Consider the following 26474-nt stretch of genomic DNA (forward strand, 5'->3'; position numbering starts at 1 on the left):
GCGCGGCTCCGGCCGGGAGTTCGCGCTAGGAGTTGTCGATCTCCTTGATGATCTGCCCGCCGAGCTCCCGCTGGATGAGCGCCATCCCGGTCATCTCCGCCTCGAGCCCGTCCGCGTCGGCGTCGCCCTCGGGGTCCACCTCGTCGCTCTCGTCCATCGGGGCGGGTTCGGGCGGCGGCGGAGGCTCGTCCGGCGGCGGGGGCGGCGGCCCCGGGTCCCGGACGGGCGCGCCCGCCGCCGGGCCGCGTCCCTGGCCGGGCGGGGGAGCCGGCGGGTCGGGGGCGGGCCGTGGCGGAGCCGGGGCCTGGGCCGGGGCCGGGGTCTGGGCCTGGCTCGGGGTGGGTGTCGGGGCGGCGGCGGGGGCGAAGCCGCCGGTGGGGCGGCCGCCCGGGCCGCCGCCGGACGGTCCCGGTGACCCGCCGCCGGGACGTCCGCCGCCCGAGGGGGGAGGCGAGTTGCCGACGACGGTCTCGATCCGCCAGTCGACGCCCATCCGTTCCTTGAGGACCTCGCGGACGACGACGTCGCGCCCCCCGTTGACGAAGCCGAGGCGCCGTCCGTCGGCGTCGAAGCCGAGGGTGAGGACCTTGCCCTCCAGCCCGATCGGATGGACCCCGGACATGATGACCATCCAGGTGGCGCGGCTCTTCTGCTTGACGGCCTCGACGACGTCGGGCCAGTACCGCTGGAGGGTCTGGATGTCCGGGCCCTCGGCGGGAGCGGCGGGTGCAGCGGAGGCCGGGGAGGCCGGGGACGTGGGGGCCGGGGCCGTGGGGGCCGCGTGGGCCGCCGCAGGGGCTGAGGCCGGGGCGGCGGGTGCCTGGGCGGGTGCCTGGCCGTGGGGCTGGGCGGGCGCTTGACCGTGGGGCTGGCCGGTCGGCTGGGCGTGAGACTGGCCGTGGGGCTGGCCGGAGGGCTGCCGGTCGTGCCCCGCGTTCGGGCGGGCGTCCGGGGACGGCGGGAGGTTCGTGGAACCGGGGTTATCCACAGGACGCGGTTCTGCGGGCGCGGGAGAGGCGGGGCGGTTGACACTTGAAGTGGGGTCGCCCCCCTGGGCGGGCGGGGGCTGTGCAGGGGCCGACTGCCCAAGCCCCCCACCCCCGAGGCCACCGCCCCCGAGGAAGCCGCCGCCTCCGGCACCGCCACCGCCTCCGCCGAAGCCGCCCTGGGACGCCTGCCGCTCCAGCCGGTCGAGGCGCGCGAACATCGACGCCTCGTCCTCGTACGCCGCGGGCAGCAGGATCCGTGCCGCGACCAGCTCCAGCAGCAGCCGCGGGGACGTGGCGCCGCGCATCTCCGTGAGCCCGGTGTGCAGCAGGTCGGCCGCCCGCGTCAGCTCCCCCGGGCCGAGCGCGGACGCCTGCTTGCGCATCTGCTCGAGCTCGTCCGGCGGCGCGTTCAGCAGCCCGGACCCGGCCGCCTCCGGGACGTTCGAGAGGATCACCAGGTCGCGGAGCCGTTCGAGCAGGTCGGCGGCGAACCGGCGGGGGTCCTGGCCGCTCTCGATCACCCGGTCGATCGCGGCGAAGACGGCGGCGCCGTCGCGGGCCGCGAAGGCGCCGATGACCTCGTCGAGGAGCGTGGAGTCGGTGTAGCCGAGGAGGGAGACGGCCCGCGCGTACGTGATGCCGTTCTCGTCCGACCCGGCCAGCAACTGGTCGAGGATCGACAGGGTGTCGCGCGCGGATCCGGCGCCGGCGCGCACCGCCAGCGGCAGCGCGGACGCCTCGTACGGGACGTTCTCCGACTCGAGGATCTCCTCGACGAGTTCGGTGAGGGTGCCCGGCGGGATCAGCCGGAACGGGTAGTGGTGCGTCCGGGACCGGATCGTCCCGATGACCTTCTCCGGCTCGGTCGTCGCGAACACGAACTTCAGGTGCGGTGGCGGTTCCTCGACGAGCTTCAGCAGCGCGTTGAACCCCTCGCGGGTCACCATGTGCGCCTCGTCGATGATGTACACCTTGAAGCGCGCGGAGACGGGCGCGAAGAAGGCGCGTTCGCGGAGGTCGCGGGCGTCGTCGACACCGCCGTGCGAGGCGGCGTCGATCTCGATGACGTCGATGTGCCCGGTGCCGGTCGGGCCGAGCGCGACGCACGAGTCGCACTTGCCGCACGGGTCGGGGGTGGGGCCGTTCTCGCAGTTCAGGGAGCGGGCGAGGATGCGGGCGCTGGACGTCTTCCCGCAGCCGCGCGGGCCGCTGAACAGGTACGCGTGGTTGATCCTGCCGTTGCGCAGCGCCTGCTGCAGCGGTTCGGCGACGTGCTCCTGCCCCTTGAGCTCGGCGAACGTCGCAGGCCGGTACTTGCGGTACAGAGCCAGACTCATCGGGGGTCCGCCCTCCTCAAGAGCAGAGCGTCAGAAACGAAAGGACCCCCCGCACACCCGCCAGAGCCTGCTTATCCTTGCTGCCTTCCGGCCCTGGGGAGGTTCACAGGGTGACGCCATGCGAGGGGTCTGCCCCAAAGTCTATGGCATCCCGGCGCGAGGTTGGCACGGTTCCGGCGTTACTCTCCGCCCCATGGGCGACTCCGACACCGCTCCAGCGCGGCGCACACTCCTGCACATCGCCGAACGACGCCATTGGGAATCGGCCAGGGACGCGGGTGTGTCGTACACCATGTCCACCCTCGGACGGACGCTCGACGACGAGGGTTTCGTGCACTGTTCTTCCGGCATGGACCAGGTGCGGGGCGTCCTCGGCCGGTTCTACGCGGGCGTGGACCGGGACGCCCTGGTCCTGCTGGTGATCGACGTGTCGCGGCTGGACGCGCCCGTCCGCGACGAGCCGGTCGGGGACGGGGTGTTCCCGCACGTCTACGGCCCGATTCCGGTGGAGGCGGTAATCGAGGCGCGACCACTGCCCGACACCCGGTAGGCTGTCCCGCGGAGGATTCGCCTAGTGGCCTAGGGCGCACGCTTGGAAAGCGTGTTGCGTGCAAGCGCTCGCGAGTTCGAATCTCGCATCCTCCGCTCGCCCCGCGGGGCGCACGACGTCGAGGGCGGCATCCATCGGATGCCGCCCTCAGTGCTTTCCGGACCGCGGCGCGCGGGCGTGTCGCCGCGTGGTCCCGCGCACACCGGACGGGCCCGAGGGTCTTCCCTGCCGGGGCGGAGGGCCGGGTTCGCCGGTACGGGTCAGCGGTACCCGCACGGCCCCTCGTTCCGCCTTCCCTACCGTGAGCGGGGCGTCGCGCCCATCGTGGCCCGTGGCGTACCTCGCCGGGGACGATTCCCGATACATGACGGGGCAGACGGTCATGGCCGACGGGGCGATCAACTGCGTTGACGCAAAATACTGACAACCCCGTTGACCTGCGATGTAATTGGTTTACCCGGGAGGTGAAAACGGTGACTCGGGTAGTTGCGTTTCCTTCTGCGACCGCGTCGGACGCCGTAGACTCGTGGGGTGATCTTTAAGGCGGTGGGTGTGGGAAGGCCCTATCCGGACCACGGGCTCTCGTCCCGGGACTGGGCCAAGATCCCGCCTCGCCAGGTCCGCCTCGACCAGCTCGTCAGCACCAAGCGGGAGCTCGATCTGCAGTCGCTCCTCGCCAAGGACTCCACCTTCTACGGCGACCTGTTCCCCCATGTGGTCCAGTGGCGCGGTGAGCTGTATCTGGAGGACGGGCTGCACCGCGCCCTGCGCGCCGCCTTGCAGCAGCGGACCGTCCTGCACGCCCGCGTCCTCGATCTGGACGCGGTGGGCGTGCGCGGCTGACCCGCGCGCCGCACGGGCGCCGCCGCGCGGGCGCCCGCCCTCAGCGGGTGCGGGCGGGCGCGGGGAGGGCGATCTGCTTCGCCTCGACGAGCGGGCCCCCGTCGCCGAGGCGGACGTATCCGGGGCGGGCGGCGAGGAGCCCGAAGACCATCTCGGGCACGATCAGGGCGAGCAGGAGGACGAGCGAGACGTCCCAGCCGCCCGTGGCGCTGTGCAGGACGCCGGCGGCGAGCGGGCCGAATCCGGCGAGCAGGTATCCGCCGGTCTGCGCCATCCCGGACAGCCGCGCGGCGATCGACGGGCTCGGTGACCGCAGGCTGAGCAGCGTGTAGGCGAGCGGGAAGGCGCTGCCGACGCCGATGCCGAGGGTGACCGTCCACACCCAGCCGGCGGACGGCGCGAGGAGCATGCCGCCGATGCCGACGATCATCACGGTGCCGATGGCGGCGACGACGGCGCGCTGGTCGCGGAGCCGGGCGGCGAACACGGGGACGAGGAAGCCCAGCGGGATGCCGACGATCATCATGACCGAGACCATCATCCCGGCGGTCGCCGGGGCGTATCCGGCGTCCTGCATCATCTCCGGCAGCCAGGACATCAGCACGTAGAACATCAGCGAGGCCAGGCCCATGAACGCCGCGACGCACCAGGCGAGCGGCGAGCGCAGCAGCGTCCCGTCCGTGCGGTGGGGGTCGGTGCCGGGGACGTCGGCGGGCTCGGCGGTGCGGCGGCGCTGTGTCCGCCCGCGGAGCGCGAGCGGGCCCCACACCAGGGCGGCGGCCAGGGAGGGGACGGCCCAGACGGCGAGGGCGAGGCGCCAGCCGCCCGCGTGGTCGAGCGGCACCGCGAGCCCGGCGGCGATGGCGCCGGACGCGGCCATCAGCATCATCGCGACGCCGGTCAGGGAGCCGACGCGGCGCGGAAACGCCCGCTTGATGACCGCGGGCATGAGGACGTTGCCCATCGCGATGCCCGCGCCCGCCAGGACCGTTCCAATGTAGAGCGCGGGCGCGTACGCGACGACGCGCAGCAGGATCCCGGCGGTGATCATGATGAGGGAGCCGGCGATGGCGACCTCGGTGCCGAGCCTGCGGGCCAGCACCGGGGCGAGGGACGCGAACACGCCGAGGCACAGCACCGGGAGGGTGGTGAGGACGCTCACCCCGACGCCGGACAGCCCGAAGGCGTCGCGGAGTTCGCCGAGCACCGGGGAGATGCCGGTGATCGCGGCGCGCAGGTTGACGGTGAGCAGGATCAGCCCCGCCAGGGCCCACGCGGCGGTGGCGCGGGACGTCGCCGGGGCGCGGGACGTCGCCGGGGCGGGGGACGCGGTCGTGGCGGAGGGCTTCGTGGACGCGTTCATTTCACCTTCGTCGTGCGCTCGCGGCGCGGCTCTACGGAACAGGATTCGGTGGGAGGAATCGGGCACGTCAGAGCGACGGCCCGCGACGGGGGGGAGGAGGGGGTGCGCTACGGGGCGGCCCCGGCCCCGCCGGGCGTCCCGACGGGAGGCGGCGTCTCCGGGACCCCGGGCACGGCCGTCTCTGGGACGGCGGAGTCGAGGATCTGGTCGAGGCAGGCGTGGGTGGCGCGGGTGGCGGCCTCGGCGTCGCCCGCCTCGATGGCGCGGGCGATGGGCCCGTGCGGGACGTCCGCGTGCCGCAGCAGGTCGCCCGCGGCACCGATGCTGGCGCGCAGGGCGGTGCTGAAGTCGCGGTAGAGGTCGGTAAGGACCCGGTTGTGGGTGGCCTCGACGACGGCGGTGTGGAAGGCGAGGTCGGCCTCGACGAACGCGGCGTGCTCGCCGGCGGTCCAGGCGGCGTCGCGGCGGGCGAGGGCGACGGCGATCGCGGCGGTGTCGGCGTCGGTGCGGCGGGTGGCGGCGAGCCGGGCGGCCTCGACCTCCAGGCCGCGCCGGACCTCGAGGATCTCGATGAGCTCGGCCTTCTCGAGGCGCCGCCGGACGGCGCCGGACAGTTCGCTGGTCGCGCGCACGTAGGTGCCGTCGCCCTGCCGGCTGTCGAGCAGGCCCGCGTGGGTGAGGGCGCGGACGGCCTCGCGGACGGTGTTGCGGCCGACGCCGAGGGTCTCCGACAGGACCGGCTCCGGCGGGATCTTCCCGCCGACCGGCCAGACGCCGTTCGCGATCTCGTCCCTGAGCTGGTCGATCACCTGGTCGACGAGCGAGGAGCGGCGCGTGGTGCGCAGCGTCATCGGCGTCCCCCCTACGTCACCCGGCGTGCAGTCAGCCGGTCATCCCATGTCTCCATGTTAGGACCATCGGGGGCGTGGGTTTATTCCGCGGCGGGCGCCGGGGCGTGCGTCAGACGCGGCCGAGGTCGCAGTTGGCCTCGTGGGGGCGGCCCGCGCGCAGGCCGGTGGCCTCGAGCGCCTGCCGGTACGCGGCGGCCGCGCTCTCGCCGTCCTTGACGAGCTCGAACAGCTCGCCCATGTCGCGCAGGAGGCGCGCGGTCGACCGTCCCGCCGGGAGCGTCCGCAGCTGCTCGGACGCGGCCTGGAGCACGACCTGCGCGGCCTGCGGGTCTCCCTGGGCGACGCGTGCGCGCGCGAGGACGAGACGTGCCCGGACGGCCGTCCGGGTGCGGGCCACGAGGTCCTGGCCGGGCTGCGGGGCCAGCGGACGGGACGGGATCGTGGGCTGCGGCGGCTGCAGGGCGAACCCCGTGTCCAGGAACCGTTCGAGCGCCCCGATGGCCTCGTCGAGGCGTCCTACGAGGACGAGCGCGCGCGCTCGGGCGATCGCGGCCTCGGTGGCGTCGGCCCCGGTCAGCTCGGACGTCCGCTCCAGCAGGTCGAGCGCCTCGCTCGCGGCGTCGATCGTGCCCTCGGCGCGGGGGCGCCCGAAGGCGTCGGGGACGATCGTGGGGGCCTTCTCCGAGAACGGCGCGACGCCGCGCAGCAGCGCCTTGGCGGCGGCGAGGCGCAGGCGGGCGTCGGCGCGCGGCGCGGCGCCCTCGGCGCGGGCCGTGAGGGCCTGGTCGGCGAAGTACAGCGAGTCGCCGATCGCGCCGTCCTCGAGGGCGCGCAGGCTCGCCTGCTGGTAGTGGACGCTGACGGGCTGGTCCGCGCCGTCCGGGTACAGGAGGCGGCGGCCGATCTCGTGCGCGCGCGCCGGGTCGGACCTGTCCACGTAGGCGAGGAGCAGCACGCGGCCCGCTTCGGTGTGCTCGCGTCCCACGTTCAGCCCGACGACGCGGAGGCGTTCCATGGCTCGCTCGCCGAGCGCGATGGCCTGCCCCAGGTCGCCGACGGTGTGGTAGCAGCGGGCGAGCGCGACGACGGCGGGCAGCGTGCTGGCCCGGCCGGGGTCGCGTTCGGCCTGCTCGCGCAGCTCCTCGAACAGCCCGATGGCGAGGTCGGTGCGGCCGAGCTCCTCGAGGGCGCGGGCGCGGCCCCAGCGGGCGCGGGAGGTGAGGTCGGGGTCGTCGCTGCGCGCGATGACGTCGTCGAAGCCCTCTTCGGCGGCCGCCGGGTCACCGCCCAGCAGGGCGAGGTGCGCGTGGCGCTCCCGGACCTCGAGGTGGGTGCGCTGCTCCGGCTCGACGCCCTCGGCGAGGTACTCGGGCGTGCAGCCGAGGCGCTCGGCCAGCATGCGCAGCACGGTCGGGGTCGGTGTGCGCTTGCCCGACTCGATCAACGAGATGTAGCTGTCGGAAAGGTCGTGACCGGCGAGCTGTGCCTGCGACAAGCGTCTGGTCAGCCGCAGGTTGCGGACACGTTCGCCGACATTGCCTGGACCCGGCATGTGGACTCACTTAGCGGAAGTAATCAGGCGGCTGGGGTGCCGACATGATTGCACATTGCGGGTTAACGCACATCGAGAGTAACGAAGCGAGCCGCCGCCGGGCGCGGGATCCGCTACTCGTCCGGGTTCTTGTTCGGAAAGATCATCTCGCAGACTTCGAGATACAGCTGCTCGGGGTAGGGGAGGTAGTCGATGTTGGTGAGGGCCTGGTCCTGGCCGGCGGATTCCAGGACGAACTCGCCGTAGCCGAGCATCCGGCCGGTGATCGAGCGTTTGAAGCTCATGTCGGTGACCTTGGCGAGCGGCATCATCGCGACGCTGCGGGTGAGAATGCCCGTCGTGAGCAGCATGCGCTGGTTCGTGATGACGAAGTAGTCGACCGACCATTCCGCGACGCGCCACACGAACCAGGCGAGCAGCGCGAGCCAGCCCCACCAGATCCACATGATGGCGGCGCCGACGGTGTTGACCAGGAGGCCCGCGACGATCAGGCCGCCGAGGACGAGCCCGACCGGGACCATCAGCACGGCGGGGTGGCGGCGGACGGTGATGACCTGGTTCTCGTGCGGGAGCAGGTACTTGTTGACGGACGCGGGCGCGGAGTCGCCGGGGGTGACCAGTCTCATCGCGGCCTCAGCCGACCGCGTTGATGAAGGTGATCACGGAACCGGCGGCGTCGGCGAGGCCCCCGGCCACGGTCTCCACCGACCGCGTGGCGCCGTCCGGTTGCGTGACGACGTAGAACGCCACGAAGGCCGCCGCGGCCCACGTCAGATACTTCTTGGCGGGCACGGCTGCCTCCCGGAGCACTGGACTCGAGACCCCGGTTCAGTTTCGCACAGCCGCAACCCCCCGCAAAGGAAGGCCTATGGCGCGTTGTCGAGAGATGACCGGCGCGCCTTGCGGCGTTTCTCGGCCGCGACCGTCGCCAGCACCTCCAGGTGCCGGCGCGCGATCCGTTCGACGAGGTCGGCGGGCGCCGACCCCACCACCTCCTCGGCGCCGTACCGGGCCGCGGACACGCAGCGGGACACCGTCTCGGCGGCGTGCACCCCCGCGAACTCCTCGGTCAGCCGCTCGCCGATCGCCGCGTAGCGCGGCAGGTCCCCATCCCCGTGGTGAGCCATTGCGACATCCTCGAGCTCGCTCGCGCCGCCCGGTCCGAAACGGTCCCCTGTGCCGCGGCGGCGGAGGGGAACGCGCACTGGCGTTCCGTGGAGGCTCAATACCCTCTACCAGGGCGAACGAACATTTCCGCGCCCCCGTTCGCGACCACATGGTCATCGGACGGGCGGGCGGTGCGCCGCCGGGGCCGCCGCGGCGCCCGGGGGGCCGCCGGGACCGTCAGACGACGCCGTAGAGCCGGTCGCCCGCGTCGCCGAGACCCGGGACGATGAAGCCGTTCTCGTCCAGGTGCGAGTCGATCGCGGCGGTGACGACGCGGACCGGCGCGGTGATGTCGGTGAACGACTGCTCCAGGTGCTTCAGCCCCTCGGGCGCCGCCAGCAGGCAGATGGCGGTGACGTCGGTGGCGCCGCGCTCGCACAGCAGCCGGATCGCGGCGGCGAGCGTCCCGCCGGTCGCCAGCATCGGGTCCAGGACGTAGCACTGCCGGCCGGACAGGTCGTCGGGCAGCCGCGTCGCGTACGTCTGCGCCTGCAGCGACCCCTCGTCGCGGATCATGCCGAGGAAGCCGACCTCGGCGGTGGGCAGCAGCCGGGTCATCCCGTCCAGCATCCCGAGGCCCGCGCGCAGGATCGGCACGACGAGCGGCTTCGGGCTGGCGAGCTGGACGCCTTCGGCCTCCACCAGCGGGGTGGGCACCGTCACCTCGGCGACCCGGACGTCGCGGGTGGCCTCGTAGGCGAGCAGGGTCACCAGCTCGTCGGCCAGCCGGCGGAACGTGGGCGAGTCGGTGCGCGAGTCCCGCAGGGTGGTGAGCTTGTGCGCGACGAGCGGGTGGTCGACGGCGAGGGTCTGCATGCGCACACGGTAGCCGACATGCGGCGTTCGTCCGGTCCGGGCCGCGGCAGGATAGGACGCCGGTGAGCTGGGCACGAAAGCGGTATGAGCCGCGACAGCGATCAGCAGCCGACGCCGCCGGGGCCGGCCCGCGACCCGGCGCCGGACTCGACCGAACCGTCCGTGAGCGACGTCACAGCCGGCCGCCGCGCCGCGGACGGCCGCCGCGCGCAAGCCGCGGGACGCGCGGGCGACGAGGGGCGCGCGCCGTCCCGTCCCGGCCCCCAGGGCGAGATCTCGCCGGAGGAGGTGCGCGAGCATCTGCGCCGCCGGGCGGTGTTCCTGCGCGAGCTCGCCGAGGCCCGCGAGCTGCGGCGGCGCGTCACCCCGCACCGGTCGCGGCGCGCCCGGATCCACGCGGCGCTGCGCCGCCGCACGTTCCGCATCAACTGACGCGTTCCGCCACATGCGGTGCGGGCGGCCCGGTCCCGGTGCCGATCGAGTAGGTTCGTTGGGCCGGGCGCCGCGACGTGCCGGGCGTCCGCGCCGGCCCGCCCCGAATTCGGCGGTGGGACGTACGGGGGCGCGCCGCGTCTGCGAACATGCCCTGGCAGGAACCGCGCCGGTGGGGTGGACATGACGGATGTTGACGCGACGGATTTCGCCGTCGTGGTGTACCGGGAGGACGAAGCCTGGGAGGCCGAGGTGCTCCCGGTCGCGCTGACCGAGGACCTCGCGGGGCTGATCCATGCCCTGCGCCAGCAGCCGAGCCTGGGCGGCACGATCGGGCTGGTGGCGGTCGGCGACGACTTCTTCGTGGCGATCCGGCTGCTCGGCGACGAGGTGATGGTGTTCCTGTCGGACGTCACCGCGTCGGTGGACTGGCCGCTGGCCACACAGGTCCTGGAATACCTGGACATTCCCGTCCCCGCGGACGAGGAGCTCGACCAGGTCCTCCCCGTCGGCGACATGTCGATCTTCGCCGATCTCGGCCTGGACGAGATGGAGCTCGGCGCGATCTCCGGCGACCTCGAGCTGTACCCGGACGAGATGCTGCTCAGCATCGCGGGCCGCATCGGTTTCGCGGCCGCGTTCGAACGCGCCGTCGACACCGTCGCCTGATCCGGAGGCGCGCGGACGTGACCCGCGGAACCCCGTGGGTAACAATGGGCACGTGTCCTCTTTCGCCGCAGTCTTCGCGCGGACCCCGCAGGGCTGGGTCGGCACCGAGGCCGTCCTCGCCGAGGCCGCGGACGTCGACGACGTCGCCGACCTGATGCGGGAAGCGGCCGTCGAGTCGTACGGCGACCCCGTCGTGCTGCTGGTCGAGGAGAACGACGACTGGTTCGCGGTCGTCCGGCTGGACGGGCAGGACGAGCCCCGCGCGTACGTCTCGACCGTCCGCGAGGACGGGCTCGCGCCCCTGTTCCACCAGCTCGTCGGGGAGATCCCGGCCGGCGACCCCGGCGGCGACCCGGCCCTGCTGGACGACCTCGGCATCGACGCCGGCGGCCTCGCCGACCTCGGGGAGCGGGCCCTGCCGGGCGACGCGCTCCTGACGGTCGCCGAACGCGCGGGATTCGGCGAGGAGTTCGACCGGCTCCGTGACTGACGACCCCACGCCCGGGCTCGTCCCGGCGATGCGGCGCGCGCTGGACGAGGCGCGGCTCGCGGCGGACGCGGGCGAGATCCCCGTCGGCGCGGTCGTCCTCGACCCGTCCGGGGACGTCGTCGGCACCGGGCGCAACGACCGGGAGCGCAGCGGGGACCCGACCGGCCACGCGGAGATCGTCGCGATGCGGGCCGCCGCGTCCGCCCGCGGCGAGTGGCGGCTGACGGGCTGCACCCTCGTCGTGACGCTCGAACCCTGCACGATGTGCGCGGGCGCGTCCGTCCAGGCCCGCGTCGCCCGGCTCGTGTACGGGGCGGTCGACGAGAAGGCCGGTGCCGTGGGGTCGCTGTGGGACGTCGTCCGCGACCGCCGCCTGAACCATCGGCCCGAGGTCATCGCGGGACTCCTCGCCGAGGAGTGCGCGGCCCCGCTAATCGAGTTCTTCGCACGGCGCCGCGTCCGGTAGGCTCTTCCGCGGTGGTGTCGCCTAGTGGACGAGGGCGCACGCCTCGAAAGCGTGTGAAGGGCAACCTTCCGTGGGTTCGAATCCCACCACCACCGCCGCCGCGAAGGGCCGCGACCGTCTCCCGGTCGCGGCCCTTCGCCGTTGCCGCGGTCAGGCGGCCTCCGCGACCTTCTCGATGGCCTTGACGGCGACGTCCGGGGTGTCGGTGTAGATGTAGTGCCCGGCCTTGTCCGCGACACTGACCTCGGCCTTGCTCGACAGGCCCTTCCACTTCGCCTGGCCCGCGGTCCAGGCGTCCTCCAGCGCCCGCCCGTACCCCGGAAGGGCCGCCAGGTACGGCTGCCCGTGCTTGATGATCTCGACGGGGACGTCCCCGGCGGACTCGACCGGCCCGTCCTCGATGACGAGCTGCTCGGGGTTGCGCCCCTGGAAGATCGCGAGGTTCTGCGCCCGCAGGTCGCCCGCCGGGCCCGTCGCCGACGCGGGGATGATCGTCGAGATGTCGGCGACCATCGTCGCCGGCGTCGCGTCCATCAGCACCAGGCCCTTCACCCGGTCCCGGTGGTCGGGGGCGTACCGGGCGGCGATCAGCCCGCCCAGCGAGTGCCCGGCCAGCACCACCGGACGGTCCCCGGCCACCCGGTCGAGCACCCCCGTCAGGACCTTCCCCGTGCTGTCGAAGCTCTGCGGCCCGTCCGGCTTGGCGCTCGCCCCCGCACCGAGCCGGTCGTACGAGCACACCCGGTGCTTCGCGCTCACCGACTCCTGCAGGGCGGCCATCTTGTCGGCCCCGTCGCCCCCGCCGTGCAGCAGCACCACGACCGGCTCACCGTCCGCCAGCTCACCGGAACACGACACGTTCACCGACTTGCCGTCCACATCGAGCTTCTCGCTGCCGGTGAACGACGCGGCCTTCGGCCCGGAGGCGAACGGGTCCCAGTTCTCCATCGACTCGCCGTCGCACCCGACGAGCCCGGCACCGAGCACGGCGACGGAAAGGGCGGCCAGAGCGGCGGTCTTGACGGCGCGGATCATCGTTTCCTCCAGAGCGGGAGCCGGGGGCTTGTCTCTCGCCGCGGCACGGTGTCCGTGGCGACGAGAACAACGCTATGGATCCGTCCCCCCACGATTCGTCACCGTTCAGCGGACATTCCCCCGTAGCTCGCACGGGGGACAAGCCACGCCCGCGCACTGCAACCCGGACCATCCCGTCCGCCCCGTCGGACCCAGCACCCGGCAGCACGCGCGTCGGCGAGCAGGTTCGCTCCTTGTAGGCCCGGATGCGCCGACTTACGGTTGTCCCAACTGAGGAGTGGGAGGGGGGCGGTGGGCAAGCACGGCAAGCCGGCCAAGTGCCATGGCTGCAACGGCTCGGGGAAGCAGGACCAGTGGGACGACGGGAAGAAGAGGCAGGTGACGTGTCCGCTCTGCGGCGGCTCGGGGCAGGCGTGAACCGGGCGGACTTCATTCCCGATCGGATCTGGGTGCGGAACTCGGAAGGTGAGCTCCAGTCACTCGACCGCGCCGACGATCCCGAGCTGTGGGAACGGCATGTCGACAGCGGCGAGCCCGTGGTGACCCAGGTCCACCGGGACGCCCACGGCACGCTGTGGCCGACCTCGTCGGCGTCCGCCCTCTACGTCGTGCGGCAGATGCTCGACGTCGCCGAATTGGAGCCCGGCATGAGCGTCTTGGAGGTCGGCGCCGGTACGGGCTTCAACGCCGCGCTCATGGCCGCCGCCGGTGCCCGTGTCACCACCGTCGAGATCGACACGGAGCCGGCCGCCGCCGCGTCGGCGGCCCTGGAGCGGACCGGCTTCGCCGACCGGGTCGGCCTCATCACCGGCGACGGCGAGAACGGCGCGCCCGAGAGGGCGCCGTTCGATCGGGTGATCGTCACGGCGTCAGCCCGGACGATCCCGTACGCGTGGGTCGAGCAGACCCGCGACGCAGGCCGGATCGTCGTGCCCTACTCCGGCCCCGAATGCGTCGGCGCGCTGGTGGTCCTCGACGTCGCAGACGGCGTTGCCGAGGGCCGCGCGGTGGGCGACGCGTTCTTCATGCCGTTGCGAGGTCAGAAGCAACCGCAGTCGGTCCTCCAGGCCGAACGCGAGCCTGACGCCCTCCGGCGGTTCCGTATCACCGTCACCGCGACCGGCCAGGACGTCACCCTGGCTCCCCCGGCTTGACCGCGCGGCTCCGCTGATCCGTGGATTCGGGGACCGCGCCACCCTCAGACTGCCTGTACGCCGTCCGGCTCACGGTGACCAGGGACGACGCCCCTCAGTGACCGGCGTCCACACCCCCGAGGAGCGCCCCGCACCTGCCGAGGAACCGGCGAACCCGGTTGGGCGGCGGAAAGAACGGCTCGCCCCCCCGGCGCCGCCCCACCCGCGCAGGGACGTGACGTGGCGGCGCGGCGGCCCTCCGGTTCGACGGCCTGGGCGCCGCACCAGGGCGGACGTCCGTCCGCCGGGCCCTCGGGATCTGCGGCGGCCACGGCACGGAGATCCCTCGGACACTCGCGAGCAACGCTCGTCCGTCCGCGAACTCCTCCAGGCGGTCGTCGTGCAGGAGCCAGAACGAGCCGGTGTACTCGCCCGCCCACGCCACCACGCCCGGCAGCACACGCCGCACCTCGGCGAGCACCACCTCCGGATCGTCCCGATCCCACGGCGCCGGCCGGATCGGCTGGACGACGGCGGTCACGACCCCGCCCCGTGGACGCCGCGCGCCGTCGTCTCGGCGACCGCGATCCGTTCGGCGAGCGTGTTGTGCGCCTCGCACACGAGCAGCAGCTCGGTGACGGACCCCGCCGTCACCTCGTCCAGGCACCCGCACCCGCGCTGGTAGTCGGACAGCGTCTCCAGCCGCCGCGCGACGAGCCGCCCGTCCACCCGTTCGCTGAACCACCCGGGACACAGATCCCCGAGCCCGGTCGGAACGCCCTCAACAGCGCCCCTCACCGCCGATGGGCTGTCTACCATGGCGGTACCTCCTCCCTTGTGGGGTTGGTAGCCGCGCGGTCGGGGAGAGGGTTCCAAGCTCAGCCCGACCGCGCGGCGGTCTCTTCCTGCCAGGTCTCGCCTGCGACACCGTCACACTCGGCGTCGTCATGGCTACATAGTGTTCGTAATGATTACTGATCGCAAGGCGTTAGCAGCGATGTGCGTGACCTGATCTGGCCACGAAGAGTTGTTTGCCGATCACACGGAGCGATACTGGCACTATGTCCCCTTCGTACATCCCCTCGGTCCGTGCGCGGAGGCTTGCGCGCAGCCTCAGAGAGTTCCGGGAGCAGGCGGAACTGGGAGTGACGGCCGCAGCCGCTCGCCTGGGGTGGAGTCAGGGCAAGGTCAGCCATATCGAGAGCGCCCGCAACAAGCCCAATGAACGCGACGTTCATCTGATGCTCAACCTCTACGGAGTGGGCAGCCCTGATCGAGAAGCCATCTTGAGCCTCGCCCGCGAAGCCGAAGAACGCGGGTGGTGGACGGACTACATCGACGTGCTCAACGGACCGTACGTCGCATTGGAGGACGCGGCCTCGGAGATCGGCAACTGGGACCCTCAGGTGATCCCCGGGCTCCTGCAGACGCCGGACTACGCGCGGGAGATCATCAAGGCGGGCGACCTCGGCAAGGCGAGTGACATCGAGCGCCGGATCCGTGCTCGCATGGTCCGGCAGACGATCCTCACCCGGGAGGTCGATCCGCCGCGGCTCCGCGTCGTCCTCGACGCAGCCGTGCTCGGCCGTCCGATCGGTGGACCGGCCGTGTGGCGCGACCAGCTCCGCCGGCTTCAATCCGATGCGCAGCGCCCGAACGTCACCGTTCAGCTCCTACCGCAGTCGGTCGGGACTCACTGCGGCTTGGAAGGGTCACTGATCGTCCTCAGGTTCGCAGAGCCCGCAGACCCCGACGTGGCGTATGCGGAGGGCTTCTTCGGAGTGGTCTACATGGAGAGTCCGCAACAAGTCGAGCATTGTAGGCTGGCGTTCGAAAAGATCTGCGAAGCGGCACTCACCCCGGAAAGCTCTCTTGAACTGATCGAGGCGGCGGCGAAGAGACGAGGCTTCGACCATCCATGCTGACTCTGCTAGAAGGACCCGACGTCCGGTGGCGTAAGAGCACACGGAGCAAGGACGCCAACACCTGCGTCGAGATTGCGTGCAACGTATCGGCCGGAGTCGGTTTGCGTGACTCCACCGATCCGCACGGGCCGAAGTTGCTGCTCGACCGGGGGGCCTTCGGCGCGCTGCTCGGTGCCATCCGGTCGGGTGCCCACGACCTCTGAGCACCGGGCGTCAGTCCGCGAAGCGCTCAACCGGCGGTGAGCCGGTAACGCAGGCGGCGCCCCTCGGGCACCATCACCATTTCCGACGCCTCGAACGGCACGTCCTCGGCGGTCAGACATGTACGTCGCAAGAGGATCACCGGTGCATCGGCGGGTAGGGCGAGTTCGGCGGCCTCCTCCGGAGTGGCGACGCGCACCTCGATCTCCTCGCGGGCCTCGTGCACGGTGTAGCCGAGACCGGCCAGCAGAGTGACCGCGCCGCCCTTGATCTTCCCGGGCTCGGCGAGGGCCGTTCCGGCGGCAATGGCGCTCGGGTACCAGGAGTCGGTCAACTCGACCGGACGACCGTCCATCAGCATGGTCCGCCGCCGGACCACCGCCGGGGCGCCTTCCGGCAGCCGTAGCGCCGCCGCCACCTGCGCGGGCGGCAGCGTTGTCACCACCTCACGGGTCTGCTGGGTGCCCACGTGTCCAGCCTCCGCCGCCTCTTGGGACCACGCGTCGGCCTGGCCGTCTTGCCGGGGTGTGAGGTAGGGCAGCGAACTCGCGGTCCACATGGGCGTCTCCCTATGCCTGAGCCGACTCTGCGTAACAACAAATATGCTCGCGCGGCTAGCGTTTCGGGATGGCAGTGCCCGATCTCATTCCCATCGCCCATGAGCCGGAGTACCGGACGGCCACGATCGGCCGGTACGCGGAAGGCCAGTTCTTCGGCTCGATCACCTACGCCATGGCCGGCGACGCCGACCACGGGGAGGGCTGGGAGGATCGCAAGCGACTGTTCGTCGTGCTTCACCGGTTCGACTTCGCGGGCCGTCACCTCGAATCGGACGTGTGGTGTGCGGGCACGTGGCGCGAGCAGCAGCGACGGCCGCACTCGGGCACGTCCGTCGTGGCCAGGGCGGAAGCCCGGATGGGGGAACTGCTGGACGCGCTTCCCGGGCGCGAGTACGCCGACATCTCCGTCCGGCCGTTTCGCGTGGTGGTCGACGGCGTCCTGTTCGGCCTGGTGATCGAACGGCACGGCGAGGAGGAGGACGAGGACGACTGGGCCGAACTCTACCCGGATCGGCTCGGCTTCTGCGCCCCCTGGGACGGGGAGTACTCCACCTGACGCGGTGATCGGTTGCGGTGGAGGTCGTGCCACACCGCGCGCATGCCGCGTCGGTGCGTCACCCGGCGGTCACCAGGACCACGCCGGTGGCGGCGACGGCGAGGCCGACGCGCTGGACGGCGCGGAGGCGCTCGCTGTAGGCGATGCGGGCCAGGAGGACGGTGATCGCCGGGTAGAGGGACGTCAGGACGGCGGCGAGGCTGAGCAGGCCGTGCTGGGTGGCGACGACGAACAGGACGTTCGCGCTCGCGTCGAGGATTCCGGAGAGCAGCGCGAGGGCGATCAGGGTGCGACCGGAGACGCGGGGGCCGAGGTTCCCGCCGCGGAGGCGGAGAGCGACGGCGACGGCGACCAGGACGACCGCGAGGTTGCCGACGCGGGAGCCGACGATCGGCCACAGGTCGCCGTCCTTCCCGGCGGCGCCGAGGATGGTGAAGAAGACGCCGAAGCAGATGCCGGAGACGGCCGCCATGAGGGGGCCCGAGTCGGTGAGGCTCCGCTTGGCGGGCGCCGTTTCCTCCTTGTCCTCCTCCATGCTGACCATGCCGATCGCGACCAGGCACAGGAGGACGCCCGCGATCACGGTGGCGCTGAGCCGTTCGCCGCGCACGACGCCGGCGGCGACGGGGAGGACGGCGGCGGCGAGGGCCGAGACGGGCGCGACGACGCTCATCGGGCCGCGGGCGAGCGCGCCGTAGAAGGTGATGAGGCCGGTGCCGCCGGCGAGGCCCGCGCCGAACCCCCAGGCGAGGGACGGGGCGGTGGGCGCGCCGCCGTCGATCAGCGCGGCGGTGAGGACGACGACGAACCCGACGGGCACGCACCACAGCAGCGCCTGCAGGGCGGTGGCGCGGCGGGAGACGGCACCGCCGAGGAAGTCGGCGACGCCGTAGGCCAGGGCCGCGCCGAGGGCGAGGACCGTCACCATGCGACGAGCCGGGTGGCGATCCGGACGTCCGGGGAGATCTCGCGGAGGCGGGCGGCGAGGGCGTCGGCGGCGGCGTGGAGGTCGTCGAGGGGGTACGGCTCGAGGCGTTCCAGCAGGAACAGGGCGTTCTTGGTGTTCTCGGTGAGGCGGGTGCGGACGCACTGCCGCCAGTTCCAGCGGCGGCACGTGACACCGTCGTCGTCGCGCCAGACGACCTCGCCCGGCTCGGGGTGCTCGACGGCCGGTTCGCCGGACGCGACGACGTCGAAGGGTTCGTCGCCGGTGGCGCGGACGAGCCGGGCGGGGCCGCGGTAGGCGTCGAGGTCCTCGCCGCCGATCGGGAGCGCGTGCTCGACGCTGATCGCGTTGTAGGCGTCCACGACCCGGTTGATGGACGGGACGGCGCGGCGCATGAGGGCGTCGACGGACGGGCGGGTGCGCTTCGGCTTCGCGCCGAACGCCCGGTACGCTTCGCGCCACGCTTCCACGTGCGGGTTCGCGGGGTCGGCGTGTTCGGCGGCGCGGGTCAACCAGGCGGCCGAGGCGTCGTCGCCCGGTCCGTTCGTGAGGCCCTCCGCGGTCATGGCGAGGACCGCGAAGTCGGGACGCAGCTCCCGCACGGCCTCGTCCACGACGATTCGCTCCAGCATGTCCCCGAACCTCCCGGTCATTTTGATGTACTCCGCAGGTCATTGTAACGACCGATCGGGGCGGTGGCATCCTGGTATCCCCGTCGAGGAGGATGCGTGGGCGAACAGGGTGCGATCGGCGAGGCCGTGGCGCGGACGGTCCGGGCGCTGCGGGCCGGGCACGGCTGGAGCCTGGACAAGCTGGCCGGGCGGGCGGGCGTCAGCAAAGGCGTGCTCGTGGGGCTGGAGCAGGGGCGCGGCAACCCGAACCTGGGGACGCTGATCCGGATCTCCGACGCGCTCGGCGTGCCGCTGACCCGGCTCGTGCAGGTGGAGCAGGAGCCGCCGGTGCGGATGTTCCCGCCGGAACGGCACGTGGTGCTGTGGGAGGGCGCACGGGGCGGGCGCGGCACCCTGCTGGCCGGCAGCGACCCGCGGCCGTCGCTGGAGCTGTGGCGGTGGGAGCTGCGGCCGGGCGAGACGCGGGACAGCGACCCGCACGTGCCCGGCACCAAGGAGATCGTCTACGTGGAGGACGGCGTCCTCACGCTGGGCGTGGACGGGCGCACCGACCTCGTCGAGGCGGGCGCGGCCGCCGTGTTCGTCGGCGACCGCCCGCACTCGTACGCGAACGCGGGCGACCGGGACGTCCGGTTCGTCCTGGCCGTCCTGGACCTCTAGATCAGGAGGTGAGGCGGACCGGCATCGCGAGGTAGCGGAAGCCGGTGTCGTGGTCGGCGGCGCCCTCCTCGTCGGGGATTCCGGTGATCAGGGCCGCCTTCGTCGGGCCCGTGCACTCGACGCGCGTCCACTCGGTGCGGACGCCGGCGAGGGCGTCCAGGAGGTACTGGGGGCTGAACGCGATGTCGACCTCGTCGCCGTCGAGCTCGGCGCCGAGGGCCTCGTTGGCGCGGGCCGAGTCGCCCGTGGCGGCGCGGATCCGCACCTCGCCGGGCGTGAACGCCAGCCGGACGGGCGTGCCCCGGTCGGTGACCAGCGCCGCCCGCTTGATCGCCTCGGCGAACGGGGCGGTGCGGACGCGCGCGGTGGACGTCCACTCGCCGGTGAGCCGGGCGCGGTAGTTGATGTACTGGTCGTCCAGGAGGCGGCTGGTCATGGTGCGGCCGCCGCCGGAGACGCCGATGAGGGCCTCGCCGGAGCCGCCGAGGTCGATCGCGACCTCCGCGCCCGGCCGGACGGCCTTCGCGGCGTCGGCGAGGGTGCGGGCCGGGACGACGACGCCCGCGGTGAACCCCGGGTCGGCGGGCGACCAGGTCAGTTCGCGGGCGGCGATGCGGTACCGGTCGGTGCAGGCGAGCCACATCGTGTCGCCCTCGATGTCGATGCGGGCGCCGGTCAGCATCGGTAGGGTGTCGTCGCGGCCGGCGGCCGGGACGACCTGCGCGACGGCCTCCGCGAACAGCTCGCCCGGCAGGGTGCCGGCGCGGGCGGGCGGCTCGGGGAGGGTCGGGTAGTCCTCGACGGGCATCGTGAGCAGGCCGAACTCGGCGGCCCCGCACCGGACGACGACCTCGGCGCCCTTCGTGAAGACCTCCACGGGCTGGGCGGGGAGGCTCTTGACGATGTCGGACAGCAGCCTGCCCGGCACCAGCACCCGGCCCGGCTCGGCGACCTCCGCGTCGATCCGGGCGCGCGCCGACACCTCGTAGTCGAACCCCGCGAGGGCCAGTTCGCCGTCGCCGGCCTCGATCGGCATCCCGGCGAGGACCGGCACGGCGGGACGGGACGGCAGCGTCCGCGCGGCCCACGCGACGGCCTCGGCGAGCGTCTGCCGGTCGACTCGGAACTCCATCTGACGTGCCCTTTCGCGATACCCGCGACCGGACGTCCGGTCGCGCCCGCACGTTATCCGAGGGGGCCGACAGAATCGTCCGCCCGTTCAGAAGAGCGCGGGTTCGGCGCCGTGCCGGACCGTGCGCTCGAAGTCCAGCAGGAACCGCTTGCGCTCGATGCCGCCGCCGTACCCGGTGAGGTCGCCGTTGGAACCGATGACGCGGTGGCAGGGGACGATCACGCTGATCGGGTTCTTGCCGTTGGCGAGGCCGACGGCGCGGGACGCGGTCGGGCTGCCGATCTCCTGCGCCAGCTCGCCGTACGTGACCGTTTCCCCGTAGGGGATGCGCTGGAGCGCCGCCCAGACGCGTTGCTGGAAAGGTGTTCCGTTCATGGCGATCGGGACGTCGAACTCGGTGAGGTCACCGGCGAAGTAGGCGTCGAGCTGTTCCGCGACTTGCGGGAACGGCTGTTCGTTCGGGTCGTCCGTGGGGAATCCGAGCGTCTCCGGGGACGGGCGGTGCCGCTGTTGCTGCATGTAGAGGCCGGATAGTGCGCCGTCGGTGACCACGATGGTGAGCGGCCCGACTTTGCTTTCCAGGACGGTGTGCGTTGTCCTCTTGCCGGTCGTCCTCTTGCCGGTTGTCCGCATGTCAGCTCCTAGGAGGCGGGCAGGTAGTTGATGGCGTGGTCACCGGTCGCCCACAGGTACTGGACGGCGTAGGCGCGCCACGGCCGCCACGCTTCGGCGTGGCGGGTGAGGGCGGCCGGGGTGTGCGGGAGGCCGAGCGCGCGGGCCGCCGCGCGCACACCGAGGTCGCCGGGGATGAACGCGTCGGGGTCGCCCAGGGCGCGCATGGCGATGGTCTCGATCGTCCACGGCCCGACCCCGGGGAGTGTCGCCAAGCGCGCGCGGGCCGACTCCCAGTCGCTCCCGACGCTGAGGTCGATGTCGTCCTTCGTGAGGGCGTCCACGAGCGCCGCCAGGGTCACGCGCCGGGAGCGGGGGAACGCGAGGGTCTCCGGATCGAGGTCCGCGAGCGCCTCGGGCGTCGGGAACAGGTGCGTGAGCCCGCCCGCGCCACCGAGCGGGTCGCCGATCGGGTCGCCGTGCGCGACGACGAGCCGGGCCGCGTGCGTCCGGGCCGCCGCGACCGACACCTGCTGCCCGAGGACGGCCCGGACCGCGAACTCGGGGCCGTCCGCCGCGCGCGGCACCCGCCGTCCCGGCGCCTTGCCGACCAGCGGCGCGAGGACCGGGTCGGCGCGGAGCTGGTCGTCGACGGCGACGGGGTCGGCGTCGAGGTCGAGCAGCCACCGGCACCGGCTGATCGCGATGGTGAGGTCGCGCAGGTCGGTGAGGGCGAGCGTGCAGGCGACGTACTCGGGGTGCGGGCGCAGGGACGCGACGCCGTGCCCGTGCGGCAGCCGGAACGCCCGGCGGAACGCGCCGTCCCGCCACTCCTCGACCCCGGGCACCGCCGTCGCCGCCAGGTGCCCGAACAGGTTGTCGGGGCACAGCGGCGCCCGGAACGGCAGCCGGAACGACAGGGTGCCGGACCCGGCCGGCGGGTGCCCCTTCGCGACCCGGTCGCGCAGCTCGGTGGGCGTGAGCGCGAACACCTCCCGGACGGTGTCGTTGAACGCCCGGATGCTCGCGAACCCCGCGGCGAACGCGACGTCCCCCATCGGCAGCGGCGTCGTCTCGATCAGCAGCCGCGCGGTCTGCGCCCGCTGCGCGCGCGCCAGCGCCAGGGGCCCGGCACCGAGTTCGGCGTTGAGCTGACGTTCGATCTGCCGCGTGCTGTACCCGAGTCTCCGCGCGAGTCCGGGGACGCCTTCACGGTCGACCACGCCGTCCGCGACGAGCCGCATGGCGCGGGCGACGACGTCCGCGCGGTGGTTCCACTCGGGCGAGCCGGGGCTCGCGTCCGGACGGCACCGCTTGCACGCCCGGAACCCCGCCTGCTGCGCCGCCGCGGCACTCGGGTAGAACCGCATGTTCTCCGCCTTCGGCGTGACGGCCGGGCAACTGGGGCGGCAGTAGATCCCCGTGGTCAGCACCCCGGTGAAGAACCATCCGTCGAACCGGGCGTCCTTCGACCGGACGGCGCGTACGCACCTCTCCACGTCCTCGTGCATGCTCCCCAGCATCCTCGACGGCCACGGGCGTCCACTAGCGGAAAACCGACATCAGCGTTGCACAGTGACTAAACATATGTTTAGCATCCCAAACATGCGTTCAGCCAACGACGACCGCACCGCCCGGGCCGTCATCCGCGACGAGGCCCTGCGCCTGTTCGCCCTGCACGGCCCCGACCGGGTCACCGTCCGCCGGATCGGGGAGGCCGCGGGCGTCTCCGCCGCCCTGGTCATCCACCACTTCGGGTCGAAGGAGGCGCTCCGCGAGACCGTCGACCGGCACGTGGTGAGCCTGCTGGAGGAGATCTTCGACGAACTCGCCGCGCACCCGGCCCCGACGGACGGCGGCCACGCGTCCCTCGCGGACGCGCTGCTGCGCCGCCTGCCGCCCGGCTCCCCCGTCCCCGCCTACCTCGCGCGGCTGCTGCCCGGCGACGACCCGGCCGGCGCGCGCCTGTTCCGCCGCCTGTTCGAGGCGGCCCGGCGGCACGCCCCGACCCCCGAACGCACCGCGTTCCTGCTGGTCAACGACCTCGCGGTGCTCCTGCTGCGGCACCGGATCGCCGACGTCCTCGGCACCGACCCGTTGTCCCCCGAGGGCCTCGCCCGCTGGACCGCCGAGGCCATGACCGCCTACGGCATGACCGACCACGACAAGAACGGCCAGGACGAGAACGGCCAGGACAAGACCGGCCACGAGGGGGGCCGCACGTGAAACCGAGCTGGTTCCTCGGCGTCGACCCGACCCGCGGCGAACGCGCCCTCGCCCACATCGCGGGCGCCTTCGGCGTCGCCGCGTCCCTCGGCCTCGGCATCGGCGCGGGCTGGTCGTGGTGGCGGCTCGCCGTCATCGCGGTGATCGCGTACGACCTCGCGGGCGGCGTCGTCGCCAACGGCCTCGACTCCGCGAAGCGCTTCTACCACGGGCCCCTGCCGGTGCGGCCGACGCGCGTGAACCGGTTCCTGCACGACGAGATCGGCTTCGCGGCCGTCCACGTGCAGCCGATCATCGCCGGGCTCCTCTTCGGCGCCGCGTGGTGGTGGGGGCCGCTCTGGTACGCGTGGGCCCTCGCCGGAGTCGTCCTCGTCGCCCGCGCGCCGCGCCGCCTCGCCCGTCCGGCCGCCCTGCTGGCCGTCCTCACCGGCGCGATGCTCACCCCCGCGATCCCCGCACCGGACGGGCTCGCGTGGCTCCCGGTCGTCCTGCTGCTCAAGCTCGTCGTCGCCCACGCCGTCCCCGAACGCCCGCTCCCCGGACGCCCCGTCCCGTCCGGCGCGTCGGCCGGCGCCGGTTGACGGCGGCGGGGGGAGAGAGGTGTTCGGGAGCCCGTCCCTGAATTACCCGCACGTAGTCATTGCGGATGACCTCGGTAGACTGGACGGCTGGTACGCCTGACCCCGAACCGAGGAGCGCCCAAACCGTGGCTCTAATCGTGCAGAAGTACGGTGGCTCCTCCGTCGCAGACGCCGAGTGCGTCAAGCGGGTCGCCCAGCGGATCGTCGCAACGAAGAAGGCGGGCAACGACGTCGTTGTCGTCGTCTCCGCCATGGGTGACACGACGGATGATCTCATCGACAAGGCCGAGCAGGTCAGCCCCCTGCCGCCGGCACGCGAACTGGACATGCTGCTCACCGCCGGAGAGCGCATCTCCATGGCGCTGCTGGCGATGGCCATCGCGAACCTGGGCCACGAGGCCCGGTCGTTCACCGGCTCCCAGGCGGGGGTCATCACCGACGGCTCCCACGGAAAAGCCAAGATCATCGACGTGACCCCGGGGCGCATCCGGACCGCGCTGGACGAGGGCTCGATCTGCATCGTCGCCGGCTTCCAGGGCGTCTCGCAGGGCACCAAGGACATCACCACCCTCGGCCGCGGCGGGTCCGACACCACCGCGGTGGCGCTGGCGGCGGCCCTGAACGCCGACGTCTGCGAGATCTACTCCGACGTCGACGGCGTCTTCACCGCCGACCCGCGCATCGTGCCGGCCGCGCGGAAGGTCCCGAAGATCTCCTACGAGGAGATGCTGGAGATGGCGGCGAGCGGGGCGAAGATCCTGCATCTGCGCTGCGTGGAGTACGCGCGCCGCTACAACATCCCGATCCACGTGCGGTCCTCGTTCAGCCAGAAGGAAGGCACGTGGGTCGTCGACAGCAGCGAACTCGAAGGACAGGACATGGAGCAGGCGATCATCTCCGGCGTCGCGCACGACCGCAGCGAGGCCAAGATCACCGTGGTGGGGGTCCCCGACAAGGTCGGTGAGGCCGCCACGATCTTCACGGTGCTGTCCGACGCCGAGATCAACATCGACATGATCGTGCAGAACGTGTCGGCCGCGTCGACCGGGCGCACCGACATCTCGTTCACGCTGCCCGCCACGGACGGGCAGGCCGCGCTGTCGGCCCTCAACAAGGTCAAGGAGCGCATCGGCTTCGAGTCGCTGCGCTACGACGACCGCATCGGCAAGGTGTCGCTGATCGGCGCCGGGATGCGCTCGCACCCGGGCGTCACCGCCACGCTGTTCGCCGCCATCGCGGACGCGGGCGTGAACATCGAGATGATCTCCACGTCGGAGATCCGGATCTCGGTGGTCGTCGCGCAGGACGACCTGGACACCGCCGTCGCCGCCGCCCACCGCGCGTTCGACCTCGACTCCGAGCAGGTCGAGGCCGTCGTCTACGGAGGCACCGGCCGCTGACCCCGGCCGCCCGGTCGCCCGACGGGCCGCGCACCCCGGACGCTCCGGGGGCGCGGCCCGTCGCCGTATCCGCCCTTGTTTCCCGTGAAACATTCGACCGCCCGATGCTGTAAACGTACGTATCGTTCCCTATTAGAGGTACGGTGGGGAACGATGACTGAGAAAATGTACTCGGTCGAGGAGGTCGCCGACCTCCTCGGGCTGCACGTGCGGACGGTGCGCGGCTACATCCGCGATGGACGGCTCAGCGCCGTGCGCATCGGCAAGCAGTACCGGATCGCGCCCGCCGATCTGGAGGCGCTCACCGGCCGGCCGGCCGCCCCCGGCGGTGGGACGGGCGCGGGCGCGTCCGTCGAGGTGTCGAGCATCGTCGAGATCGACGGGGTCGACCGGGCGGCGGCCGACCGGCTGAGCACGCTCGTCCTCGCCGCCGCGAACACCGGCGGGGCCGCCGCGGACCGCCTGCGGATCCAGGCGGTGCACGACGCCGGCCGGCGGCGCCTGAAGTTCGTCGTGCTCGGCGGCGCGGGACCGACCGCGGACGTACTGCGCCTTCTGGAGGGCGTGCTCGACGGCGGCAACGACCTACTGGAGGCGGAGGAGCACGATGGCTGACGAGATGATGGACCGGGCCGGGACGCCGGTGCTGGTGTGCGACCCGGACGGCCCGCCGATCGCCACCGAGCAGGACGCGCTCGACCTGATCGGCGCCGCGTTCCTCGGCGCCGAGGTCGTGGCCGTGCCCGCGCGACGCCTGGACGAGCGGTTCTTCGCCCTCGGCACCCGGTTCGCGGGCGAGATCATGCAGAAGTTCGTCAACTACCGGATCCGGCTGGCGATCGTCGGCGACATCTCCGCGCACCTGGAGACGAGCTCGGCGCTGCGCGCCCTCGTCGCCGAGTCGAACACGGGCGGCCACATCTGGTTCGTCCCGGACCTGGACGCCCTGGACGCCCGCCTCCGCCCGTCCGCCTAGCCGCCGTCCCGCGCGGTGCGGAAGCGGGCGTCCCGGTCGAGCGTGGCGAGGACGGTGTTGACGAAGGCGACCGCCCCGAACACGGCGGCGAGCACGGGGCTCCCCACGCCGAGGACGGCCAGGGCGGCGGCCGCGAACACGAGCGCCTTCACCAGCAGGACGACCGGGAGCCCCGCGTCGAACCGGGCCTTCGGGGCGGCGAACAGGCCCCAGAGGACGATCGCCGCGGCCGGTGCCCCGATGCCGAGGAGGACGTTGACCGCTACCGCGTCTCCGGCCGTGAACCCCCACCAGGCGAGCGCGGCGAACGCGGCCATCTCGATGAGGAAGGCCAAACCCTCGTTGGCCACGTGGACGGGCCCGGGAAGTCGCAT

General features: G+C 72.8%; 34 protein-coding genes, 2 tRNA genes and 1 other RNA gene. 18 read left to right on the forward strand and 19 right to left on the reverse strand.

The features are described 5' to 3' along the window. Positions 1 to 25 precede the first annotated feature (25 nt). Together ACFQ11_RS03035 and ffs are read right to left on the reverse strand one after the other, a co-directional pair. Positions 26 to 2326, reverse strand: coding sequence for a DNA polymerase III subunit gamma and tau (locus tag ACFQ11_RS03035; RefSeq protein WP_378296203.1), 2301 nt, complete (start codon positions 2324 to 2326; stop codon positions 26 to 28). Positions 2327 to 2363: 37 nt separating this feature from the next. Beyond that, positions 2364 to 2459, reverse strand: an RNA gene (ffs, locus tag ACFQ11_RS03040) — signal recognition particle sRNA small type. Between the two features lie 60 nt (positions 2460 to 2519). Between ffs and ACFQ11_RS03045 the strand changes: the two genes are divergently transcribed. From ACFQ11_RS03045 to ACFQ11_RS03055, 3 genes are all read left to right on the forward strand, one after another. Continuing rightward, positions 2520 to 2876 (forward strand): DUF952 domain-containing protein, encoded by a 357-nt coding sequence (locus ACFQ11_RS03045; RefSeq protein ID WP_378296204.1) that lies wholly within the window; start codon positions 2520 to 2522, stop codon positions 2874 to 2876. A gap of 10 nt (positions 2877 to 2886) precedes the next feature. Continuing rightward, positions 2887 to 2971 (forward strand) — tRNA-Ser (locus ACFQ11_RS03050). 436 nt (positions 2972 to 3407) lie between these two features. Continuing rightward, positions 3408 to 3719 (forward strand): type II toxin-antitoxin system VapB family antitoxin, encoded by a 312-nt coding sequence (locus ACFQ11_RS03055; RefSeq protein WP_075902778.1) that lies wholly within the window; start codon positions 3408 to 3410, stop codon positions 3717 to 3719. Positions 3720 to 3759: 40 nt separating this feature from the next. Here ACFQ11_RS03055 and ACFQ11_RS03060 read toward each other — a convergent pair whose 3' ends face one another. The 7 genes from ACFQ11_RS03060 to upp all read right to left on the reverse strand — a co-directional run bounded on the left by ACFQ11_RS03060 (position 3760) and on the right by upp (position 9468). Then, complete coding sequence (locus tag ACFQ11_RS03060) at positions 3760 to 5082, reverse strand: CynX/NimT family MFS transporter (protein WP_378296205.1); 1323 nt, start codon at positions 5080 to 5082, stop codon at positions 3760 to 3762. Positions 5083 to 5189: 107 nt separating this feature from the next. After that, positions 5190 to 5933: a FadR/GntR family transcriptional regulator gene (locus ACFQ11_RS03065; RefSeq protein ID WP_378296206.1), complete on the reverse strand. Its 744-nt coding sequence runs from the start codon at positions 5931 to 5933 to the stop codon at positions 5190 to 5192. Positions 5934 to 6042: 109 nt separating this feature from the next. Further along, entirely contained in the window at positions 6043 to 7485 is a 1443-nt protein-coding gene (locus ACFQ11_RS03070) for a tetratricopeptide repeat protein (RefSeq protein ID WP_378296207.1), read from the reverse strand. A 113-nt stretch (positions 7486 to 7598) separates the two neighbouring features. Continuing rightward, the gene (locus ACFQ11_RS03075; RefSeq protein ID WP_378296208.1) at positions 7599 to 8111 is read right to left on the reverse strand and encodes a PH domain-containing protein; all 513 of its coding nucleotides are present in this window, start codon (positions 8109 to 8111) and stop codon (positions 7599 to 7601) included. Positions 8112 to 8118: 7 nt separating this feature from the next. Further along, entirely contained in the window at positions 8119 to 8277 is a 159-nt protein-coding gene (locus ACFQ11_RS03080; protein WP_187357082.1) for a hypothetical protein, read from the reverse strand. A 74-nt stretch (positions 8278 to 8351) separates the two neighbouring features. Next, complete coding sequence (locus ACFQ11_RS03085; RefSeq protein ID WP_378296210.1) at positions 8352 to 8612, reverse strand: hypothetical protein; 261 nt, start codon at positions 8610 to 8612, stop codon at positions 8352 to 8354. Positions 8613 to 8829: 217 nt separating this feature from the next. After that, positions 8830 to 9468 (reverse strand): uracil phosphoribosyltransferase, encoded by a 639-nt coding sequence (upp, locus tag ACFQ11_RS03090; protein ID WP_378296211.1) that lies wholly within the window; start codon positions 9466 to 9468, stop codon positions 8830 to 8832. A gap of 162 nt (positions 9469 to 9630) precedes the next feature. Here upp and ACFQ11_RS03095 point away from each other — a divergent pair, with 162 nt between their 5' ends. The 5 genes from ACFQ11_RS03095 to ACFQ11_RS03115 all read left to right on the forward strand — a co-directional run bounded on the left by ACFQ11_RS03095 (position 9631) and on the right by ACFQ11_RS03115 (position 11620). Further along, on the forward strand, positions 9631 to 9900 hold the full coding sequence (locus tag ACFQ11_RS03095) for a hypothetical protein (RefSeq protein ID WP_378296212.1): 270 nt from the start codon (positions 9631 to 9633) through the stop codon (positions 9898 to 9900). Between the two features lie 183 nt (positions 9901 to 10083). Then, entirely contained in the window at positions 10084 to 10569 is a 486-nt protein-coding gene (locus ACFQ11_RS03100; RefSeq protein WP_378296213.1) for a tRNA adenosine deaminase-associated protein, read from the forward strand. Positions 10570 to 10621: 52 nt separating this feature from the next. Further along, the gene (locus tag ACFQ11_RS03105; protein ID WP_378296214.1) at positions 10622 to 11059 is read left to right on the forward strand and encodes a tRNA adenosine deaminase-associated protein; all 438 of its coding nucleotides are present in this window, start codon (positions 10622 to 10624) and stop codon (positions 11057 to 11059) included. A 28-nt stretch (positions 11060 to 11087) separates the two neighbouring features. After that, positions 11088 to 11525 (forward strand): tRNA adenosine(34) deaminase TadA, encoded by a 438-nt coding sequence (gene tadA / locus ACFQ11_RS03110; protein WP_378296367.1) that lies wholly within the window; start codon positions 11088 to 11090, stop codon positions 11523 to 11525. 10 nt (positions 11526 to 11535) lie between these two features. Beyond that, positions 11536 to 11620 (forward strand) — tRNA-Ser (locus ACFQ11_RS03115). Positions 11621 to 11675: 55 nt separating this feature from the next. On the opposite strand, the gene ACFQ11_RS03120 is transcribed toward ACFQ11_RS03115, so the two are convergent. Further along, positions 11676 to 12560 (reverse strand): alpha/beta fold hydrolase, encoded by an 885-nt coding sequence (locus ACFQ11_RS03120; protein ID WP_378296215.1) that lies wholly within the window; start codon positions 12558 to 12560, stop codon positions 11676 to 11678. Between the two features lie 413 nt (positions 12561 to 12973). Here ACFQ11_RS03120 and ACFQ11_RS03125 point away from each other — a divergent pair, with 413 nt between their 5' ends. Continuing rightward, positions 12974 to 13714, forward strand: a complete 741-nt coding sequence (locus ACFQ11_RS03125) for a methyltransferase domain-containing protein (RefSeq protein ID WP_378296216.1) — start codon at positions 12974 to 12976, stop codon at positions 13712 to 13714. Positions 13715 to 13808: 94 nt separating this feature from the next. On the opposite strand, the gene ACFQ11_RS03130 is transcribed toward ACFQ11_RS03125, so the two are convergent. After that, positions 13809 to 14234, reverse strand: a complete 426-nt coding sequence (locus ACFQ11_RS03130; RefSeq protein ID WP_378296217.1) for a hypothetical protein — start codon at positions 14232 to 14234, stop codon at positions 13809 to 13811. Beyond that, positions 14231 to 14512, reverse strand: a complete 282-nt coding sequence (locus ACFQ11_RS03135) for a hypothetical protein (protein ID WP_378296218.1) — start codon at positions 14510 to 14512, stop codon at positions 14231 to 14233. The genes ACFQ11_RS03130 and ACFQ11_RS03135 overlap by 4 nt, the downstream gene beginning before the upstream one ends. 242 nt (positions 14513 to 14754) lie before the next feature. Between ACFQ11_RS03135 and ACFQ11_RS03140 the strand changes: the two genes are divergently transcribed. Beyond that, a complete protein-coding gene (locus ACFQ11_RS03140) occupies positions 14755 to 15618 on the forward strand; it encodes a helix-turn-helix domain-containing protein (RefSeq protein ID WP_378296220.1) in 864 nt (287 codons plus the stop codon). Beyond that, positions 15612 to 15821, forward strand: coding sequence for a DUF397 domain-containing protein (locus ACFQ11_RS03145; RefSeq protein WP_378296221.1), 210 nt, complete (start codon positions 15612 to 15614; stop codon positions 15819 to 15821). The genes ACFQ11_RS03140 and ACFQ11_RS03145 overlap by 7 nt, the downstream gene beginning before the upstream one ends. Before the next feature lie 26 nt (positions 15822 to 15847). On the opposite strand, the gene ACFQ11_RS03150 is transcribed toward ACFQ11_RS03145, so the two are convergent. Then, positions 15848 to 16288 (reverse strand): GntR family transcriptional regulator, encoded by a 441-nt coding sequence (locus ACFQ11_RS03150; RefSeq protein ID WP_378296222.1) that lies wholly within the window; start codon positions 16286 to 16288, stop codon positions 15848 to 15850. 158 nt (positions 16289 to 16446) lie between these two features. Here ACFQ11_RS03150 and ACFQ11_RS03155 point away from each other — a divergent pair, with 158 nt between their 5' ends. Next, on the forward strand, positions 16447 to 16935 hold the full coding sequence (locus tag ACFQ11_RS03155; protein ID WP_378296223.1) for a hypothetical protein: 489 nt from the start codon (positions 16447 to 16449) through the stop codon (positions 16933 to 16935). Positions 16936 to 16993: 58 nt separating this feature from the next. On the opposite strand, the gene ACFQ11_RS03160 is transcribed toward ACFQ11_RS03155, so the two are convergent. Together ACFQ11_RS03160 and ACFQ11_RS03165 are read right to left on the reverse strand one after the other, a co-directional pair. Next, positions 16994 to 17863 carry an EamA family transporter gene (locus ACFQ11_RS03160; protein ID WP_378296224.1) on the reverse strand — a complete coding sequence of 290 codons (870 nt, stop codon included), beginning with the start codon at positions 17861 to 17863 and terminating at the stop codon, positions 16994 to 16996. After that, complete coding sequence (locus ACFQ11_RS03165; protein ID WP_378296225.1) at positions 17857 to 18513, reverse strand: B3/B4 domain-containing protein; 657 nt, start codon at positions 18511 to 18513, stop codon at positions 17857 to 17859. The genes ACFQ11_RS03160 and ACFQ11_RS03165 overlap by 7 nt, the downstream gene beginning before the upstream one ends. Before the next feature lie 96 nt (positions 18514 to 18609). Here ACFQ11_RS03165 and ACFQ11_RS03170 point away from each other — a divergent pair, with 96 nt between their 5' ends. Then, the gene (locus ACFQ11_RS03170) at positions 18610 to 19173 is read left to right on the forward strand and encodes a helix-turn-helix domain-containing protein (protein WP_378296226.1); all 564 of its coding nucleotides are present in this window, start codon (positions 18610 to 18612) and stop codon (positions 19171 to 19173) included. A gap of 1 nt (position 19174) precedes the next feature. Here ACFQ11_RS03170 and dnaN read toward each other — a convergent pair whose 3' ends face one another. From dnaN to ACFQ11_RS03185, 3 genes are all read right to left on the reverse strand, one after another. Then, complete coding sequence (dnaN, locus tag ACFQ11_RS03175) at positions 19175 to 20305, reverse strand: DNA polymerase III subunit beta (RefSeq protein WP_378296227.1); 1131 nt, start codon at positions 20303 to 20305, stop codon at positions 19175 to 19177. 87 nt (positions 20306 to 20392) lie between these two features. Continuing rightward, on the reverse strand, positions 20393 to 20938 hold the full coding sequence (locus tag ACFQ11_RS03180; protein WP_378296228.1) for a methylated-DNA--[protein]-cysteine S-methyltransferase: 546 nt from the start codon (positions 20936 to 20938) through the stop codon (positions 20393 to 20395). 8 nt (positions 20939 to 20946) lie between these two features. Continuing rightward, a complete protein-coding gene (locus ACFQ11_RS03185; RefSeq protein ID WP_378296229.1) occupies positions 20947 to 22428 on the reverse strand; it encodes an AlkA N-terminal domain-containing protein in 1482 nt (493 codons plus the stop codon). 94 nt (positions 22429 to 22522) lie between these two features. On the opposite strand from ACFQ11_RS03185, the gene ACFQ11_RS03190 reads away from it, so the two are divergent. The 5 genes from ACFQ11_RS03190 to ACFQ11_RS03210 all read left to right on the forward strand — a co-directional run bounded on the left by ACFQ11_RS03190 (position 22523) and on the right by ACFQ11_RS03210 (position 26100). Then, complete coding sequence (locus tag ACFQ11_RS03190) at positions 22523 to 23143, forward strand: TetR/AcrR family transcriptional regulator (protein ID WP_378296230.1); 621 nt, start codon at positions 22523 to 22525, stop codon at positions 23141 to 23143. Further along, a complete protein-coding gene (locus tag ACFQ11_RS03195) occupies positions 23140 to 23724 on the forward strand; it encodes a hypothetical protein (RefSeq protein WP_378296231.1) in 585 nt (194 codons plus the stop codon). The genes ACFQ11_RS03190 and ACFQ11_RS03195 overlap by 4 nt, the downstream gene beginning before the upstream one ends. A gap of 125 nt (positions 23725 to 23849) precedes the next feature. After that, a complete protein-coding gene (locus ACFQ11_RS03200) occupies positions 23850 to 25124 on the forward strand; it encodes an aspartate kinase (protein WP_378296232.1) in 1275 nt (424 codons plus the stop codon). Positions 25125 to 25277: 153 nt separating this feature from the next. After that, positions 25278 to 25739: a helix-turn-helix domain-containing protein gene (locus ACFQ11_RS03205; RefSeq protein ID WP_378296233.1), complete on the forward strand. Its 462-nt coding sequence runs from the start codon at positions 25278 to 25280 to the stop codon at positions 25737 to 25739. Continuing rightward, a complete protein-coding gene (locus ACFQ11_RS03210) occupies positions 25732 to 26100 on the forward strand; it encodes a DUF4180 domain-containing protein (protein WP_378296234.1) in 369 nt (122 codons plus the stop codon). The genes ACFQ11_RS03205 and ACFQ11_RS03210 overlap by 8 nt, the downstream gene beginning before the upstream one ends. On the opposite strand, the gene ACFQ11_RS03215 is transcribed toward ACFQ11_RS03210, so the two are convergent. Then, entirely contained in the window at positions 26097 to 26474 is a 378-nt protein-coding gene (locus ACFQ11_RS03215) for a YrdB family protein (RefSeq protein ID WP_378296236.1), read from the reverse strand. The two genes, ACFQ11_RS03210 and ACFQ11_RS03215, sit on opposite strands and share 4 nt — an antisense overlap.

Origin of the sequence: Actinomadura sediminis (assembly GCF_042675525.1) — a bacterium.
GTDB classification, from domain to species: Bacteria; Actinomycetota; Actinomycetes; order Streptosporangiales; family Streptosporangiaceae; genus Spirillospora; species Spirillospora sediminis.